General features: G+C 73.9%; 15 protein-coding genes and 1 pseudogene. 10 read left to right on the forward strand and 6 right to left on the reverse strand.

Annotated elements, in window-relative coordinates; all coding sequences use genetic code 11:
* Positions 1–8: 8 nt before the first annotated feature.
* Positions 9–1,106 carry a uroporphyrinogen-III synthase gene (locus ACFWDO_RS07065; protein WP_380321425.1) on the forward strand — a complete coding sequence of 366 codons (1,098 nt, stop codon included), beginning with the start codon at positions 9–11 and terminating at the stop codon, positions 1,104–1,106.
* A 16-nt stretch (positions 1,107–1,122) separates the two neighbouring features.
* Here the strand turns inward: ACFWDO_RS07065 and ACFWDO_RS07070 are convergent, their stop codons facing one another.
* Positions 1,123–1,935, reverse strand: coding sequence for a DUF899 family protein (locus ACFWDO_RS07070; protein ID WP_380321401.1), 813 nt, complete (start codon positions 1,933–1,935; stop codon positions 1,123–1,125).
* Between the two features lie 203 nt (positions 1,936–2,138).
* Here ACFWDO_RS07070 and ACFWDO_RS07075 point away from each other — a divergent pair, with 203 nt between their 5' ends.
* From ACFWDO_RS07075 to ACFWDO_RS07085, 3 genes are all read left to right on the forward strand, one after another.
* A complete protein-coding gene (locus tag ACFWDO_RS07075; RefSeq protein WP_380321398.1) occupies positions 2,139–2,624 on the forward strand; it encodes a hypothetical protein in 486 nt (161 codons plus the stop codon).
* 308 nt (positions 2,625–2,932) lie between these two features.
* Positions 2,933–3,193: a contact-dependent growth inhibition system immunity protein gene (locus tag ACFWDO_RS07080; RefSeq protein ID WP_380321395.1), complete on the forward strand. Its 261-nt coding sequence runs from the start codon at positions 2,933–2,935 to the stop codon at positions 3,191–3,193.
* A 46-nt stretch (positions 3,194–3,239) separates the two neighbouring features.
* The gene (locus ACFWDO_RS07085) at positions 3,240–3,638 is read left to right on the forward strand and encodes a hypothetical protein (RefSeq protein ID WP_380321392.1); all 399 of its coding nucleotides are present in this window, start codon (positions 3,240–3,242) and stop codon (positions 3,636–3,638) included.
* Positions 3,639–3,648: 10 nt separating this feature from the next.
* Here ACFWDO_RS07085 and ACFWDO_RS07090 read toward each other — a convergent pair whose 3' ends face one another.
* From ACFWDO_RS07090 to ACFWDO_RS07110, 5 genes are all read right to left on the reverse strand, one after another.
* The gene (locus ACFWDO_RS07090) at positions 3,649–4,701 is read right to left on the reverse strand and encodes a sulfate/molybdate ABC transporter ATP-binding protein (RefSeq protein WP_380321389.1); all 1,053 of its coding nucleotides are present in this window, start codon (positions 4,699–4,701) and stop codon (positions 3,649–3,651) included.
* Positions 4,698–5,513 carry an ABC transporter permease gene (locus ACFWDO_RS07095; RefSeq protein WP_380321386.1) on the reverse strand — a complete coding sequence of 272 codons (816 nt, stop codon included), beginning with the start codon at positions 5,511–5,513 and terminating at the stop codon, positions 4,698–4,700. Before ACFWDO_RS07095 ends, ACFWDO_RS07090 begins: the two co-directional genes overlap by 4 nt.
* An 8-nt stretch (positions 5,514–5,521) precedes the next feature.
* Positions 5,522–6,298, reverse strand: a complete 777-nt coding sequence (modA, locus tag ACFWDO_RS07100; RefSeq protein ID WP_380321383.1) for a molybdate ABC transporter substrate-binding protein — start codon at positions 6,296–6,298, stop codon at positions 5,522–5,524.
* Between the two features lie 23 nt (positions 6,299–6,321).
* On the reverse strand, positions 6,322–6,717 hold the full coding sequence (locus ACFWDO_RS07105; protein ID WP_380321380.1) for a molybdopterin-binding protein: 396 nt from the start codon (positions 6,715–6,717) through the stop codon (positions 6,322–6,324).
* A gap of 78 nt (positions 6,718–6,795) precedes the next feature.
* Complete coding sequence (locus ACFWDO_RS07110; protein WP_380346865.1) at positions 6,796–8,466, reverse strand: MFS transporter; 1,671 nt, start codon at positions 8,464–8,466, stop codon at positions 6,796–6,798.
* Here ACFWDO_RS07110 and ACFWDO_RS07115 point away from each other — a divergent pair.
* The 6 genes and pseudogenes from ACFWDO_RS07115 to ACFWDO_RS07140 form a co-directional block, all read left to right on the forward strand.
* Positions 8,461–8,517: pseudogene (locus ACFWDO_RS07115) on the forward strand (hypothetical protein); the annotation flags it as partial. The gene ACFWDO_RS07110 and the pseudogene ACFWDO_RS07115 sit on opposite strands and share 6 nt — an antisense overlap.
* 189 nt (positions 8,518–8,706) lie before the next feature.
* A complete protein-coding gene (locus ACFWDO_RS07120; protein WP_380346867.1) occupies positions 8,707–9,393 on the forward strand; it encodes an Lrp/AsnC family transcriptional regulator in 687 nt (228 codons plus the stop codon).
* Between the two features lie 60 nt (positions 9,394–9,453).
* Complete coding sequence (gene glp / locus ACFWDO_RS07125) at positions 9,454–10,746, forward strand: gephyrin-like molybdotransferase Glp (RefSeq protein WP_380321371.1); 1,293 nt, start codon at positions 9,454–9,456, stop codon at positions 10,744–10,746.
* Complete coding sequence (gene moaC, locus ACFWDO_RS07130; RefSeq protein WP_380321368.1) at positions 10,743–11,258, forward strand: cyclic pyranopterin monophosphate synthase MoaC; 516 nt, start codon at positions 10,743–10,745, stop codon at positions 11,256–11,258. The genes glp and moaC overlap by 4 nt, the downstream gene beginning before the upstream one ends.
* Positions 11,255–12,283 (forward strand): molybdenum cofactor biosynthesis protein MoaE, encoded by a 1,029-nt coding sequence (locus ACFWDO_RS07135; RefSeq protein ID WP_380321365.1) that lies wholly within the window; start codon positions 11,255–11,257, stop codon positions 12,281–12,283. The genes moaC and ACFWDO_RS07135 overlap by 4 nt, the downstream gene beginning before the upstream one ends.
* Before the next feature lie 144 nt (positions 12,284–12,427).
* Complete coding sequence (locus ACFWDO_RS07140; RefSeq protein WP_380321362.1) at positions 12,428–14,665, forward strand: PhoX family protein; 2,238 nt, start codon at positions 12,428–12,430, stop codon at positions 14,663–14,665.
* Positions 14,666–14,860 lie beyond the last annotated feature (195 nt).

Raw genomic sequence — 14,860 nt, forward strand, 5'->3', positions numbered from 1 at the left:
GCCAGGTGATGGCCGGCTGCACGGTGCTCGTCACGGCCGACCGCCGGTCGGGGGAGCTGGCCGCCGCGCTGGAGCGGCGGGGCGCCGCCGTCCGGCACGCGCCGGCGCTGAGCATGATCCCGCACGTGGACGACGACGCGCTGATCGCCGCGACGCGCGCCCTCGTCGCCGACCCGCCGGACGTCGTCGTCGCGACCACCGGCGTCGGCTTCCGCGCCTGGATCGAGGCCGCCGACGCCCACGGCCTGGCCGACGACCTGCTCGCCGTCCTCGGCCGCTCGCGCCTGGTCGCGCGCGGCCCGAAGGCGCGGGGCGCGATCCAGGCGGCGGGGCTGCAGGCCGACTGGGTCGCCGAGTCCGAGACGTCGGCCGAGGTCGCCGAGGTGCTGCTGAGCGAGGGCGTGAACGGCCTGCACGTCGCGATCCAGCACCACGGCGCGGGCGCCGACGGGCTGGACGCCGTCTTCGAGAAGGCGGGAGCGCGGGTTTCCGCGCTGGTGGTCTACCGCTGGGGGCCGCCGCCCGACCCGGCCGCCGTCGAGGCCTCCGTGCGCGCGGCCGCGGCGGGCGAGATCGACGCCGTCGCGTTCACCTCCGCTCCCGGCGCCGAGGCGTGGCTGCGCGCCGTCGAGGCGCAGGGCCTGCGCGACGAGGTCGTGGCGCGCTTCGCGGACGGGTCGATGGTCGCCGCCGCCGTCGGGCCCGTCACCGCGCGGCCGCTGGAGTCGCGCGGCATCCCGATGCTCCAGCCCGAGCGAGGCCGGCTCGGCGCCCTCGTGCGCACGGTCGTGGGGCACTACGAGCACCTGGAGTCCGTGGCGCTGGCCACCGTCGCCGGGCCGCTCGTCATCCGCGCCCGCGTCGCCGTCCTGGACCAGCAGGTGCTGCCCCTGTCGCCGACGGGCGTCGAGGTGCTGCGGCTGCTCGCGTCCGCGGGCGGGGACGTCGTGCCGCGCGAGCGCGTGCTGGACGTGCTGCCCGGCACGTCGCGCGACCCGCACGCCGTCGAGGTGGCCGTCGCCCGGCTGCGCGAGGCCGCCGGACGACGCGACCTGGTGAAGACCGTCGTCAAGCGCGGCTACCGGCTGGAGCTCGCGCACGCCTGACCGGCCGCCCGGTGGCTCAGTGGTGGCTGTGCCTACCAAGGGCCGTCACGGGGGTCGCCCCGGGCCGGGTCCACTGTGCCGTGGGGCGGCTCGTCGGGCCCCACGTCGCGCGCCCGTCGGCGTCGGTGCGCCAGTACCAGCAGATCGGGGCGCCGTGACCGCCCTCCGGGGAGCCGGCGTCGGGTGCCGGGGGCCAGCCCTCCGGGTCGTCCTGCCACGCCTCGCGCCGGCCGTAGGGCGTCATGTCGAGCACGCCCAGCGTGCCGTCGGCGGGCTCGTTGCCGCGGCCGGTCGTGGAGTAGGTGAGGAAGGCGCGGTCGCCGTCGCGCAGGAAGACCGAGATGTGGCCCTCCTCCGTGCGCACCGCGTCCTCCACACCCCGCACCGAGAACCACGGCTGGGGGTACCCCATGAACTCGACGTAGGGAGCCACCTCCTCCCAGGGCCCCGAGGTCAGGGCGGCGAGGGAGACGCCGCGGGCGTTGAGGTAGGCCGCGTCGCGCAGGTGCCACAGGTTGAACGTGCAGCCCTCGCACTGCCCCTGCGACGGGGCGCCGTCGTGCCACATGGAGTGGTAGACGACCAGCTCGTCGCGGCCGGCGAAGACGTCGAGGAACGGGACGGGGCCGCCTGCTCCGACCACCTCAGCCGTCGCGTCGACCTCCACCATGGGGAGCCGGCGGCGGGCCGCGGCGATCGCGTCGCCCTCCCGGGTGTGGGCCTTCTCGCGGACGAGGAGCTCGTCGCGCGCGGCCTGCCAGGTGGCGAGGTCGACGACGGGCGGCCGGCCGGTGCGTGCGGGGTTCGGGTGTTCGGTCGTGGACGTCATGGGTCCTCCTCGGGGGTCACCGGGACAGACCAGACGCCGCGCGAGAACTCATCGCGGACGTCGTCCTGGGACGACGGGTAGTTCTGCCCGTGGTGCATCACGGACGGCGCGGCTTACTCTCGTGCGGGGCGACGGAGGGTGAGAACCGGTGCCTGACCTGCGAGGGGACGGGACGTGATCGTGCACCAGGAGGAGGCGAGAGCGTGAGGCCGGCGGACTGGTCGCCGGTGGGTCTGGACTCCGACCCCACGCCCGGGGACCCGGTACTCGTCCTTTCCGGTGGGCAGGACTACCTCGAGGTCGCCGGCTCGATCGACGACGCCGCCGGGGCGATGTCCCGCCTGGACGTCGCCGGGACGATCTCTCAGGCCGTGGACGCGTTGATGGAGACGAAGGAAGACACCATCAGCGAGATCCGCCGCGCCCATTCGCGGTATCAGGCTACGGGTGAGGCGTTGGTGGACACGGGCACCGTCACCCTCGACCGGATCGACATCGAACACCGCGACCCCGCCGACGCGGTCACCGTCTACAACTTCCACGTCGCCACGCACCACAACTACTACGTCCTCGCCGGCGACCTGCCCGTCCTGGTCCACAACGCGAAGCACTCCGTGCCCCTCCGTCCGCATGAGTCCGCGGGCGGTCACGCGATCGAGCGTCACGTAGCGAGTCTGACGATTATCTGAGGTCGCGCAACATCCCTTTGGCGTCGACGTTCAGGAATCTCGATTGCGCGCAGCGAGCTACTGCCGAGAACATACGCGGCAATGCCAGGCGCATTGAGAAGTAGATCTCGGGTACCGATATAAAGCTCGAGATCAGATCGACAATGAGCCCGGCCGATGGGCGAGTCTTCGTCAGGTGCCAGGGTAAAATCGTCACCCCCCAGGAAGTCGCCACATTTCTGCGCCGCGACCCATCGAGTCCCGAGGGATATCGCATCATCACTTCGTACCCCACGATCATGGAGCTCTAGATGCAAAGGTTACGCTACTTGGCGCGGACGTACTTCCATCAGGATTACGACGTCGAAGCACCCACCCCCCTCGGAGTAGTGGAAGTGTTCCGGTCGGACGAGGCAGCAGCAACTGTCCAGGAGCTTCGATCGGACATCGAGGCGGCACTCTCTGCCAACTCCGACGAGGACGCGCTCGAAGACCTTTGGCTCAGGCAGTGCGGTTCCATGTACGACCCGACGGTCGACGGAGTGAGCTTCCGCGACTGGTTCACCTCGATGCTGTCCGTGCTCCGCTGACCCGAGACCTCAGTGAGATCGGGGCGTGACGAGAGGAGAATGCGGTATGACGGCTCCGCACGACGAGCGCCCCAGCAGCCTGCTCGACACGCACGAGATCGCGCTCCTGTCCCGCGCCCTGTACGAGTGGGGCGGCCCCGCGCACGCCAGCGACCTCCTCGCGCGAGGGATGGGGTTCGCCGACGCCCACACCCTGGTGCAGCGGTGCGCCGCGCTGGGCACGGACCTGAAGCAGGACACGCCCCTCGAGGCAGCGGACTGGGCGCGGGTCCTCCTGGCCGTGGAGATCGTCTTCGCCAGCGACCTCGTCGGCTCCGGGACGGACTGGCGCACCACGACCGGCATGGACGACGTGGAGACGATCCGGCTCCTGCGCACGATCCAGCGCAAGCTCGGCCCGGTCGTCCGGCCCTACTACGGCGCGACGCCAGGGAGGCCGTCCTGACCGGGGTCTTTCACCCCGGGTAGACGTCCACCTCCGCCGCCTTGACGGACAGCCACACAGGCGTGCCCGGCGTGAGCGCGAGCTCGGCGGCGGCCTGCGGCGTGACGTCGGCGGCGAGGTGGTCGGTGCGCACGCGCACGAGGTCGCCGCGTGGCTCCAGCGAGGTCACCGTGCCGCGGAAGGTGTTGCGCGGCGAGCCGTGCCGCTCGTCGAGGTAGACGGAGACGGCGGCGGGGCGGAAGACGGCGGTCATGGGCGCGCCGACGGAGGCGTCCGGGGCGCCGTGGCCGTGCGCCACCTCCCCGGCGGGCGTGCGGACGCCGTCGCCGGTCCACGTCCCGGTGAGCAGGTTGAGCCCCGCGATGCGCGCCGCGAACGCGCTGCGCGGGCGGGCCAGCACCTGGGCCGTCGGGCCGCGCTCGACGACGCGTCCGCCCTCGACGACCGCGACCTCGTCGGCCAGGAGCAGGGCGTCGAGGACGTCGTGGGTCGTGATGATCGCGGTCTGGTCGGCGAGGAGCCGCTGGAGCGTCTGGCGCAGTGCGGGCGTGACGTCGACGTCGAGGGCGGCCATGGGCTCGTCGAGCAGCAGCAGCCGGGGCTCGGCGGCGAGCGCGCGGGCAACGGCCACCCGCTGCGCCTGCCCGCCGGACAGGGTCGCGGGCGGGCGGTCGGCGAGGTGCGCGAGGCCGATCTGCTCCAGCCGGCGCACGGCGGCGTCATCCGCCTCCCGGCGCCGGGCGCCCTGGGAGCGCGGGCCGAACGCGACGTTCTGCCGCACGGACAGGTGCGGGAAGAGCAGGGCCTCCTGCGCCAGCAGCGCGACCTGCCGGGCGTGCGAGGGCACCCAGGTGCGGGTACGGCCGGCCTCCGCGCGGACCAGGGGCCGGCCGTCGAGGGTGATCTCGCCGTTGTGCGGGCGCAGCGTCCCGGCCGCCAGTCCGAGCGCGGTGGACTTCCCGGCGCCGTTCGGGCCGAGCAGCGCGAGGGTGCGACCCTCGGCGACGTCGAGCTCGACGTCGAACCCGCGGGCGGGCAGCGTGGCGGCGAAGGAGAGGCTCACAGGGCGCCCCGGTCCCGCCGGGTGACCGCGATGACGAGCACGGCGACCACGACGAGCAGCAGGGACAGCGCGACCGCCGCGTCGGGGTCGGTCTCGCGCTGCAGGTAGATCTCCAGCGGCAGGGTGCGCGTGACTCCCTGGAGGCTGCCGGCGAACGTGATCGTGGCGCCGAACTCGCCGAGGGCGCGGGCGAACGACAGCACGGCCCCCGACACCAGCCCCGGCCACACGAGCGGCAGGGTGACGCGGCGCAGCACCGTGGTGGGCCGGGCGCCTAGCGACGCCGCGACCACCTCGTACCGCGCCCCCGCGGTGCGCAGGGCACCCTCCAAGCTCATGACGAGGAACGGCAGCGCGACGAACGTCTGCGCGAGGACCACCGCGGTCGTGGAGAACGCGATCTGCAGGCCCGCCACCTGCAGGGTCTCGCCGAGCAGCCCGCGTCGGCCGAACGTGTACAGCAGGGCGATGCCGCCCACGACGGGCGGCAGCACCAGCGGCACCATCACCAGGGAGCGCAGCAGGTCGTTCCCGGGAAAGCGGCAGCGGGCGAGCACCAGCGCCATCGGGATGCCGAGGACCAGGCACGCCAGCGTGCTGGCGGCCGACGTCTGCAGGCTCAGCACCAGCGCCGCGCGCGCCGACTCGCTGGAGACCAGCGTCCAGTAGCTCGACCAGTCGACCCGCGTGGCCATCGCGACCAGCGGCAGCACCACGAACAGCCCGCCCACGGCGGCGGGCACGAAGGCCCACCGTGGCGGGCCGACGGAGGTCTCGGCGGCGGGGGTCTGGGCGGTGCGGGTCGTGGTCATCGGTCGCGTCACGGGGCGGCGAAGCCGTACCCGGCAAGGGTCTGCTGCCCGTCGTCGGAGAGCACGAGGTCGACGAACTGCCGCGCGAGCTCCTCATGGTCCGTGTCGGTGACGGGGGCGATCGGGTAGGTGTTCACCGCGCCGGCCGACTCGGGGAGCTCGACCCCCTCGACGTCGTCGCCCGCGGCGGCGACGTCGGTGACGTACACGAGCCCGGCGTCCGCCTCGCCCGCGATCACCTTGCCGAGCACGTCGGTGACGCTCTGCTCCTCGCTGACGGGCTGCAGGTCGAGGCCGGCGGCGTCGGCGACCCGGGCGGACGCGGCGCCGCACGGCACCTCGGGGGCGCACAGCACGAGCTTCACGTCCGGGTCTGCGAGGTCGGCGAGAGTCGCGACGCCGGCCGGGTTGCCCGGCGGCACGGCGATCTCGAGGGAGTTGGTGGCGAAGTCCTGCGGCGCGCCCACCAGGTCGTCGGCGACGAGCTTGTCCATGTTCGCCGTGTCCGCGGAGGCGAAGACGTCGGCCGGCGCGCCCTGCTGGATCTGCGCTACCAGGTCGGACGACCCGGCGAAGCTGAGCCGCACGTCCACACCGTCGTGCGTCGCCTCGAACTGCTCGGCGAGGTCCTCGAACGAGCCCTGGAGCGATGCCGCCGCGAACACGGTGAGCGTCGCGCCGTCGCCGCCCTCGCCCCCCGACGCCGACGTGCCGCAGCCCGCGAGCGCGGTCGCCGCCGCGCCGACCGACAGGGTCGCCACCCCGGCGGCGAGATGCTTCCTCATACGTCTCCTTCGTCCTCGGCGGTTCACGCCTCGGCCTCGATCACGACCGTCGTCGACTTGATCACCGCCACCGCCACGGAGCCGCGTTCCAGGCCCAGGTCGCGCACGGCCTCGCTGCTCATGAGCGACACCACGCGGAACGGCCCGCACTGGAGCTCCACCTGAGACATAACCTTGTCGCTTTGGATGTCCGTGACGAGCCCGACGAAGCGGTTGCGCGCCGAGCTCTTCATCCCGCCCGGGAGCGCCGGGGGCGTGGCGTGCTCGCGCGCGACCATCGCGACCTCGTACCCGTCCACGACCTTGCGCCCCGCCGCGTCCGTGGTGGACCCGAGCAGGCCGCGGTCGATCCAGCGGCGCACGGTGTCGTCGCTGACGCCGAGGTACACGGACGCTTCCGAAACTCGCATGTGCGGCACGAGACAGAGCATAGTCGCGCATCTGCGGATCGATAAGGTCGCGGATGCGATGTCTTCGATCGCGAGGCAGAGGTGCGCTCAGCCGAGCTCGACAGGGTCGGGGCCGAGCTCCTGCACGACCGTGGTGCGCCGGCCGAGGGCGAATGCGGTGGTGGCGCCGACGAGCGCGACGACCGCTGCTGTCAGGTACACCCCGCTGAGCCCCACGGCGAATGCCTCGCGGACCGCGTGGGTGATCGCGGTGACCTGGTCGGGCGGGATCTGGGCGACCGCCCCGTCGAGGCCGCCGCTGCTGACCGCCGCGCCGAGCGCCGGGGCCTGGGGCACCTGCTGGTCCAGGAGGCTTGCGCTGAGGCGGGCCTGGAGAACCGCGCCGAACAGCGCGATGCCGAGGGCGAACCCGAGCTGGCGGAAGGTGTTCATCGCCCCGCTCGCCATGCCGGCGCGGTCGTGCGGCACCGCGGCCATCGCGGCGTCCGCGACGGGGACGATGGCGAGCCCGGCCCCGGTACCCACCACGACAAGTCCTGTGGTCAGGGCCGATGCCGCCGAGTCCGCCTTCATGCAGAGCGCGAGCGTGACGGCGCCGCCGGCGACGACGAGGAGCCCGGTGCCGATGGTGATCCGAGGCGGCACCCGGTGCAGCAGGCGGCCCGAGAATCCAGCGACCACGAGCGCCGGAACGGCGAGGGGGAGGAACGCGACCCCGGTGTCGACGGGTCCGAGGCCCTCGACGGTCTGCAGCCAGACGGAGGTCGACGGGAGGGTGGAGAACGCGGCGGCCTGGAGCGTGAGGGTGGCGACCATGGCCGCAACGAAGGGCGGGCGGCGGAACAGGGCGAGGTCGAGGACCGGCTGTGCCACTCGCGACTCGATGACGACGAACAGGATCGTGGCGGCTGCCGCGGCCGCAAGAGCAAGAAGGATTCGAGGGCTCGTCCAGCCGTCCTGCTGCCCGCGGATGATGGCGAGGACCAGCGCGCCCGCGGCGATCGTGAATGTGGCCGTGCCGGCGAGGTCGAGCTTTCGTCGTCCGTCACCGGCGGCGGAGGGCAGCGCGCGAAGGCTGACCAGGATCGCGAGGATGCCGACCGGAACGTTGATCGCAAAGATCCACGGCCATCCCGCGACTTCGGTGAGCACGCCGCCGAGGAGCAGTCCGAGCGCGGTCGTCGCGCCACTGACGGCGCCCCACACCCCGAACGCGATGCCGCGCTGGCGGCCGTGGTAGGTGACCGAGAGCAGGGCGAGCGTCGTGGCGAGCATGGCTGCGCCGCCCACCCCTTGCAGGGCACGAGCGGCGATGAGCACCTGCACGTCGGGCGCGAGCGCGCAGAGGACCGAGGCGCCCATGAAGATCGCCAGGCCGGCGACGTAGACCCGGCGCCGCCCGGTCCGGTCGGCGAGCGCCCCGGCGCCGAGCAGGGACGTGGCGAGCATCAACGCGTAGGCGTCCATCAGCCATTGCAGGTCGGTGAACGAGGCGCCGAGGTCGTCGTGCATGTCGGGCAGCGCGACGGTCACGATCGTCGCGTCGAGCAGCAGCAAGAACGTACCGAGACAGATGGCGAGCAGGGCGGACCAGGAACGCACGGGGACTCCTTCGAAGCGACAGGACAACGCTTCGATGCTCGTCAGGGCGGCGAATCTGCAACAGGGTGCGCCGACGAAGTGGTGGATCTCGACGTAGATTCGATCCTCGTGACGGAATCTCTCGCACTCGACGTGCTGGATCGCCGCATCGTGCATGCGCTCCAGATCGATGCCCGCGCGAGCTTCGAGCGGATCGGGGCGGTCCTCGGAGTGTCCGACCAGACCGTCGCGCGCCGGTACCGCCGGCTCGTGGACCACGGCGCCGTACGGATCAGTGCGGTACCCGTGACCGCCGACGGAACGGCACAGGGCTGGTTCGTCAGACTTCGGTGCGCGCCGCCGCAGACACGCACGATCGCCCAGGAGCTGGGCGCCAGGGACGACACGAGATGGGTGATGTTGACCTCGGGCGGCACCGAGGTCGTCTTCCTGCTCCACGTCGAGGGTCACCGCACGGCACCGTCCGTGCGCGACGCCGTGCTCGCCGCGTTGCACACGACGCCGGGCATCCTGGCGATCGAGGCGTACTCCCCGTTGCGGTTCTTCGTGGGCCACCAGGTGGCCTGGCAGGCGCGCATCAGCGCGCTCACGGCGGCCGAGATCAGTGAGCTCGCCGGCGCTGGTTCCGTGTCCGCCGGGGCACACGGCGGCCGGCGCGCCGACGATGTCGACCGGGCGATCATCGGTGTCCTCGCCGATGACGGGCGCGCGACCGTCGCGCGGGTCGCCGGCGCCGTCGGCGTCTCCGAGTCCAACGCACGCCGGCGCCTGGACCGGCTTCGGGCGTGCTCGCTCGTCTACTTCGACGTCGTCGTCGACGAACGGGTTCTCGGATACGAGGAGCTGGTGCTCATCTGGATGCAGGTTCCGCTCGATCAGCTCGACGAGCTCGGCCGCCGGGTCGCCACCCACGCTCCCGTCGCCATGGCCACGGCGCTGTCCGGGAACTACGACCTGCTCGTCGCTGCTGCCTGTCGCGATCGTGACGAGCTGTACGACTACCTCACCGGAGACCTCGCCCGGACCATAGGCTCCGCACCCTTCCGCACCTCCCCGGTCCTCGAGCTGGTGAAGCGGGGCTGACGCCGTCGGCGACGCGAGCGCCCTCGAGGATGTCCGCGCCGAGAACATAGGCTGACGCTCGTGCATGACGACGTGACGCACGGCCGCAGATCGGTGGCCGACCACGCGGCCGCGGTGGCCGCGCTGGCAGGACCGTCCCTGACGGCCGCGCGCGGGGCGGCGCGGGTGGACGTCGCGACGCTGCTCGCGCAGACGGCGGCGGGCGCGGCGCTGGCGCCGCGGGTGCTGGCCCGCGATGCGGTGGCCGCGGTCGCGCTGCCCGGCTTCGACAACTCCCAGATGGACGGGTACGCGGTCCGCGCGGCCGACCTCGCCGCGGCGACGGCGCGGGACCCGGTCGTGCTGCCGGTCGCTGCCCCCGTGCCCGCGGGCACGCAGCCGCCGCCGCTCGAGCCGGGCAGCGCGGCGCCGGTGATGACCGGCGCGCCGGTGCCGGCCGGCGCCGACGCCGTCGTCAAGATCGAGGACGCCGACCCACCGCGCTTCCCGGACCCGCGGAGCGCCGCCTCGGTGCAGTTCGCCGCCCCCGTCGCGCCCGGCACGTTCGTGCGCGCCGCGGGCTCCGACGTCGCGCGGGGTGACCTGCTCCTCGCGGCCGGGACCCCGCTGGGCCCGCCGCAGCTCGGCGCGCTCGTGGCCGCCGGCGTCACCGCCGTCGACGTCGCGCCGCCGCCGCACGTGCTGCTCGTCTCCACCGGCTCGGAGCTGGCGCCCGCGGGCGCGGCTCTCGGCCCCGCCCAGGTGCACGACGCCAACGGCGCCGCCCTCACCGCCGCGCTCGCGCAGGCCGGCGCCCGCGTCACGACCCGCGTCGTGCCGGACCGCCCCGACGCGCTGCGCCAGGTGCTCGCCGACGCCCCGCACGACGTCGCGCTCGTCGTGACGACCGGGGGCGTGTCGGCCGGGGCGTACGAGGTGGTGCGCCAGACCCTCACCGACGCCTGGTTCGGGCACGTGGCCGTGCAGCCCGGCGGCCCGCAGGGCCTCGGCACCGTCGACGTCGGCGCGGGGGCGGTCGCGCGGCGGGTGCCGCTCGTCGCGTTCCCCGGCAACCCGGTGAGCGCGTTCGTGTCGTTCGAGCTGTTCCTGCGCCCGTCGCTGGCCGCCGCCACGGGCGCCGCGCCCGCGCGTCGTCCGGCCGGGCGCGCCCCGCTGGCCGAGCCGCTCGACTCGCCGCCGGCGCTGCACCAGGTGCGGCGGGGCGTGCTCGACGGCGGCCGCGTACGGATGAGCGGCGGCCCCGGCTCGCACCTGCTCACCCATCTCGCCGCCGCGACGATCCTCGTGCACGTGCCGCCCGGCGTCGCGCGCCTCGAGGCCGGCGACCTCGTCGACTACCAGGAGCTCCGTTGACCGACAACGCCGATCTGTCCCACTACCGCGCCGACGGCGCCGCGCACATGGTCGACGTGTCGGCCAAGGACGTGACCCGCCGCGAGGCGACCGCCACGGCCGTGCTGCGCACCCGGCCCGACGTCGTCGCGCGCATCGCGACCGGCGACCTGCCCAAGGGGGAGGCGATCGCCACCGCACGCGTCGCGGGGATCATGGGCGCCAAGCGCACGCCCGACCTCGTGCCGCTGTGCCACCCGCTGCCGATCTCCGGCGTCGAGATCGACGTGGTGCCCGCCGCGGGCGGTTCGGGCGAGGTCCGGATGTCGGCGACGGTGCGCACCACCGGCCGCACGGGCGTCGAGATGGAGGCGCTCACCGCCGTGACCGTCGCCGGGCTGACGCTCTACGACATGATCAAGGCCGTCGACAAGGCGGCCGTGCTCACGGACGTGCAGGTCGTGGCGAAGTCGGGCGGCAAGTCGGGCGACTGGACGCGCGCGGCGGCGTCGGACGGGCAGGCGGACGCATGAGCGCCGCGGGGGCGGCGCCGGAGCGCCGCGTCGCCGTCGTCGTCGCGTCGGACCGCGCGGCGGCGGGGGAGTACGAGGACCGCTCCGGCCCGGCGGCCGCGGCATGGTTCGCGGAGCGTGGCTGGGTGGTCGCCGAGCCCGTCGTGGTGCCCGACGGCGACCCGGTGCGCGAGGCGATCGCCGCACTGCTCGGGTCGACGTCGGGCGCGGCGCGCGAGGAGGTGCCGCACCTGATCGTCACCAGCGGCGGCACGGGCCTCGGGCCGCGCGACCGCACGCCGGAGGCCACGCGCGCCGTCCTGGACCGCGAGGTGCCGGGGATCGCGGAGCTGGTACGCGCCCGTTCGCTCGCCCCCACCGACCCCGCGAAGCGGGCCGTACCGGCGGCGGCCCTGTCCCGCGGCGTCGCGGGCGTCGCCGGTCGCACGCTCGTGATCAACCTGCCCGGCTCCGTCGGGGGCGTGACCGACGGCCTCGACGCGCTCGCCGAGGTGCTGCCACACGCCGTCGACCAGCTCGCCGGCGTCGACCACACCGCCCCCGCGCCGGCCCCGCCCGCGGAAGCGAGGGCCGAGGTGCTGCGCGCCGTCGTCGTCGACTCGCCGCTGGACCCGCTGGTCGCCGAGCTGAGCGCGCTGGTGCGCGACGACGCGTGCGGGGCCGTGGCCACGTTCACCGGCTACGTGCGCGACCACGACGGCGCGCCCGGTCATTCGCGCGACGTCGTGCACCTGCACTACGAGGCCCACCCGGACGCGGCCGCCGTGCTGCGGGCGGTCGCGGAACGGGTCGCGCGCCGCACGGCCGCGTCGACGGGGGACCGGGTGCGCGTCGCCGTCGTGCACCGCACCGGCGACCTGACGATCGGGGACGTCGCGGTCGTGGCGGCCGTCGCCGCCGGGCACCGGCAGGCCGCGTTCACCGCGGCGTCGGACCTGGTCGAGGAGCTCAAGGCCGAGGTGCCGATCTGGAAGGAGCAGGGCTTCTCCGACGGCACGTCCGAGTGGGTGGCCTCGCTGGGCTGACGGCGTCCCCGGCCGGCGGACCCTGGGCGTCACCTGCTGTTCACCTGCGGGTCGGTGTCACGACCCGCAGCCGCCATCGGTGGTCCCTACGTTCGGGCAGGTCACCCCCTGTCCTGACACCGCACACCCTCAGGAGTGCCACCGATGACGATCGCCCCCGAGTCGCGCCCGCTGCTGGAGCTCGCGGCCCCGCCCACCGGCCCCCACGACGGCCCCCACTACGCGCGCGGCAAGCGCAGCGCCGTCACCTGCCGGCTGAAGTGCGCGGACGCGTGCTCGCACCCGGCCCCCAACGAGTCCGCCAACGAGTACTTCCGCGACGTCGCCGCCCGGGCGCTGTCGCGCCGCGTCATGCTGGGCGGCCTGGCCGCCGCGGCCGCCACCGTCGTCGTCGGCGCCCAGGTGGCCGCCGCGCCCGGCGCCTCCGCCGCGACGTCGGCCGGTGCCGCCGGGCGCGGCCATGGCAAGGGGCTCGCCTTCGGCGCGATCGCCCCGCAGGACGCGGGCCTCGACGCCTTCGTCGTCCCCGAGGGCTACGAGTGGTCGCCCATCATCCGCTGGGGCGACCCGATCCTGCCGGGCGGCCGCGCGTTCGACCCGGCGCGCCAGTCGCCGGAGCAGCAGGCCAGGCAGTTCGGCTACAACGTCGACTACCTCGACATCCTCCCCGCCGACCCGGGCGACGTCCGCCCGCAGGGGAGGACGAAGCGGGGCACGCACGGCCTGCTCGTGAGCAACCACGAGTACACCAACGCCGGGATCATGTTCGACGACTCGTACGACGCCGCCACGCGACGCGCGATCGAGCGCGCCGCCTGGGGGCTGTCGGTCGTCGAGGTGCGCCGCGACCGCGAGGGCTCGCCGTGGACGTACTCGCGGATCAGCCGCTACAACCGCCGCATCACCGTGGACACGGAGTTCCGCGTGGACGGCCCGGCGGCCGGGTCGTACCTCATGCAGACGATCGAGGACCCGAGCGGCACCCGCGTGCGCGGCACGCTCAACAACTGCTCGGGCGGCACCACGCCGTGGGGCACGGTCGTCTCCGGCGAGGAGAACTACAACGCCAACTTCCGCGTCAACGGCAAGGACCCGCGGGACGCGCGATACGGACTCAAGGACGCCGCGACCAGCTACGGCTGGGAGCTCGACGACCCGCGCTTCGACGGCCGGAACCCGGGCTACGAGTACGAGAGCCACCGCTTCGGCTGGATCGTCGAGGTGGACCCGTACGAGCCCGACGAGGCGCCGGTCAAGCACACGGCCATGGGCCGCTTCAAGCACGAGGGCGCCAACGTCATCCTGTCGAAGCGCGGGCACGCCGTCGCGTACATGGGCGACGACGAGCGGTTCGACTACGTGTACAAGTACGTGTCGAAGAACCGCTTCCGCGAGGGCGCGAGCCGCGCGGCACGCCGCCACAACAAGACGCTGCTGTCCGAGGGCGACCTGTACGTGGCGCGGTTCACGGGCGACTCGCCGGCGGCCGAGATCGACGGCTCGGGCGCGGTGCCCTCCGACGGCGGTTTCGACGGCACGGGCGAGTGGATCCCGCTGGTGAAGGACGGTGCGTCCCGGGTGCCCGGGATGACCGTGGAGGAGGTGCTCGTCTTCACGCGCCTCGCGGCCGACGCCGTGGGCGCCACGAAGATGGACCGCCCGGAGGACGTGGAGCCCAACCCGCTCACCGGCCGCGTCTACGTCGCGTGCACCAACAACACCGACCGCGGCAAGGCCGGCAAGGAGGGCGCCACCGAGCCCAACCCGCGGAACACCAACCGCGACGGGCACGTCGTCGAGATCATCGAGGACCGCGGCGACCAGACCGCCACGACGTTCACCTGGAACCTGCTGCTGGTCGCGGGCGACCCGTCGGTGAACGGCTCGACGTACTTCTCGGGCTTCCCGGCCGACCAGGTCTCGCCGATCTCCTGCCCCGACAACCTCGCGTTCGACGCGGACGGCAACCTGTGGATCTCCACGGACGGCGCCCCGTCGACCATCCAGAAGTGCGACGGCCTGTTCAAGGTGACCCTCACGGGCAGCCGGCGCGGGCGGGTGGAGCAGTTCCTGTCGGTGCCGCGCGAGGCGGAGACCTGCGGACCGGTCGTGGACTCGCGCGACCAGATGGTCTACGTCAACGTGCAGCACCCGGGCGAGAACGGCAGCACGGACGACCAGCACTCGTTCTTCCCGGACTACCTCGCCGAGGGCGAGAAGGTGCCGGCCGGCGCCTGGCGCGGCCCGCGCCCGTCGACCATCCAGGTCTACAAGTCCGGCCGCGGCGAGCACCCGGGCCACGGGAACGGCAACGGGCACGGGCACGGCAAGGGCGACGGCTGGGACGGCCCGGGCCCCTTCCCCTGGCCCCGACAGCGCTGAGCCTCGCCAGCACCCCAGCATCTCCCTCCCGACGCCCGCGGGCGCCGACCGGCCCTGTCGCCCGACCCGGGCGGCAGGGCCGCCGTTGTGGTCGTTCCGGAGATGTCGGGCGATGCACGAGGGGCGGGGCGGGGGTGTCGTGTCGCGAGGCTGGTCGGGCCTGGCGGGAGCCGCGAGGGACGAGCGGCGGATGGC

The organism is Isoptericola sp. NPDC060185 (assembly GCF_042728595.1).
Lineage (GTDB): Bacteria > Actinomycetota > Actinomycetes > Actinomycetales > Cellulomonadaceae > Isoptericola.

Bases quoted from the DNA above. Each gene is read 5' to 3' on its own strand.
- ACFWDO_RS07140 (WP_380321362.1), top strand. From the start codon at position 12,428: ATGACGATCGCCCCCGAGTCGCGCCCGCTGCTGGAGCTCGCGGCCCCG.
- ACFWDO_RS07095 (WP_380321386.1), bottom strand. From the start codon at position 5,513: ATGACCACGACCCGCACCGCCCAGACCCCCGCCGCCGAGACCTCCGTC.
- ACFWDO_RS07065 (WP_380321425.1), top strand. From the start codon at position 9: ATGGCCGGCTGCACGGTGCTCGTCACGGCCGACCGCCGGTCGGGGGAG.
- ACFWDO_RS07085 (WP_380321392.1), top strand. From the start codon at position 3,240: ATGACGGCTCCGCACGACGAGCGCCCCAGCAGCCTGCTCGACACGCAC.
- ACFWDO_RS07070 (WP_380321401.1), bottom strand. From the start codon at position 1,935: ATGACGTCCACGACCGAACACCCGAACCCCGCACGCACCGGCCGGCCG.
- modA (WP_380321383.1), bottom strand. From the start codon at position 6,298: ATGAGGAAGCATCTCGCCGCCGGGGTGGCGACCCTGTCGGTCGGCGCG.
- ACFWDO_RS07135 (WP_380321365.1), top strand. From the start codon at position 11,255: ATGAGCGCCGCGGGGGCGGCGCCGGAGCGCCGCGTCGCCGTCGTCGTC.
- ACFWDO_RS07110 (WP_380346865.1), bottom strand. From the start codon at position 8,466: ATGCACGATGCGGCGATCCAGCACGTCGAGTGCGAGAGATTCCGTCAC.
- ACFWDO_RS07120 (WP_380346867.1), top strand. From the start codon at position 8,707: ATGTTGACCTCGGGCGGCACCGAGGTCGTCTTCCTGCTCCACGTCGAG.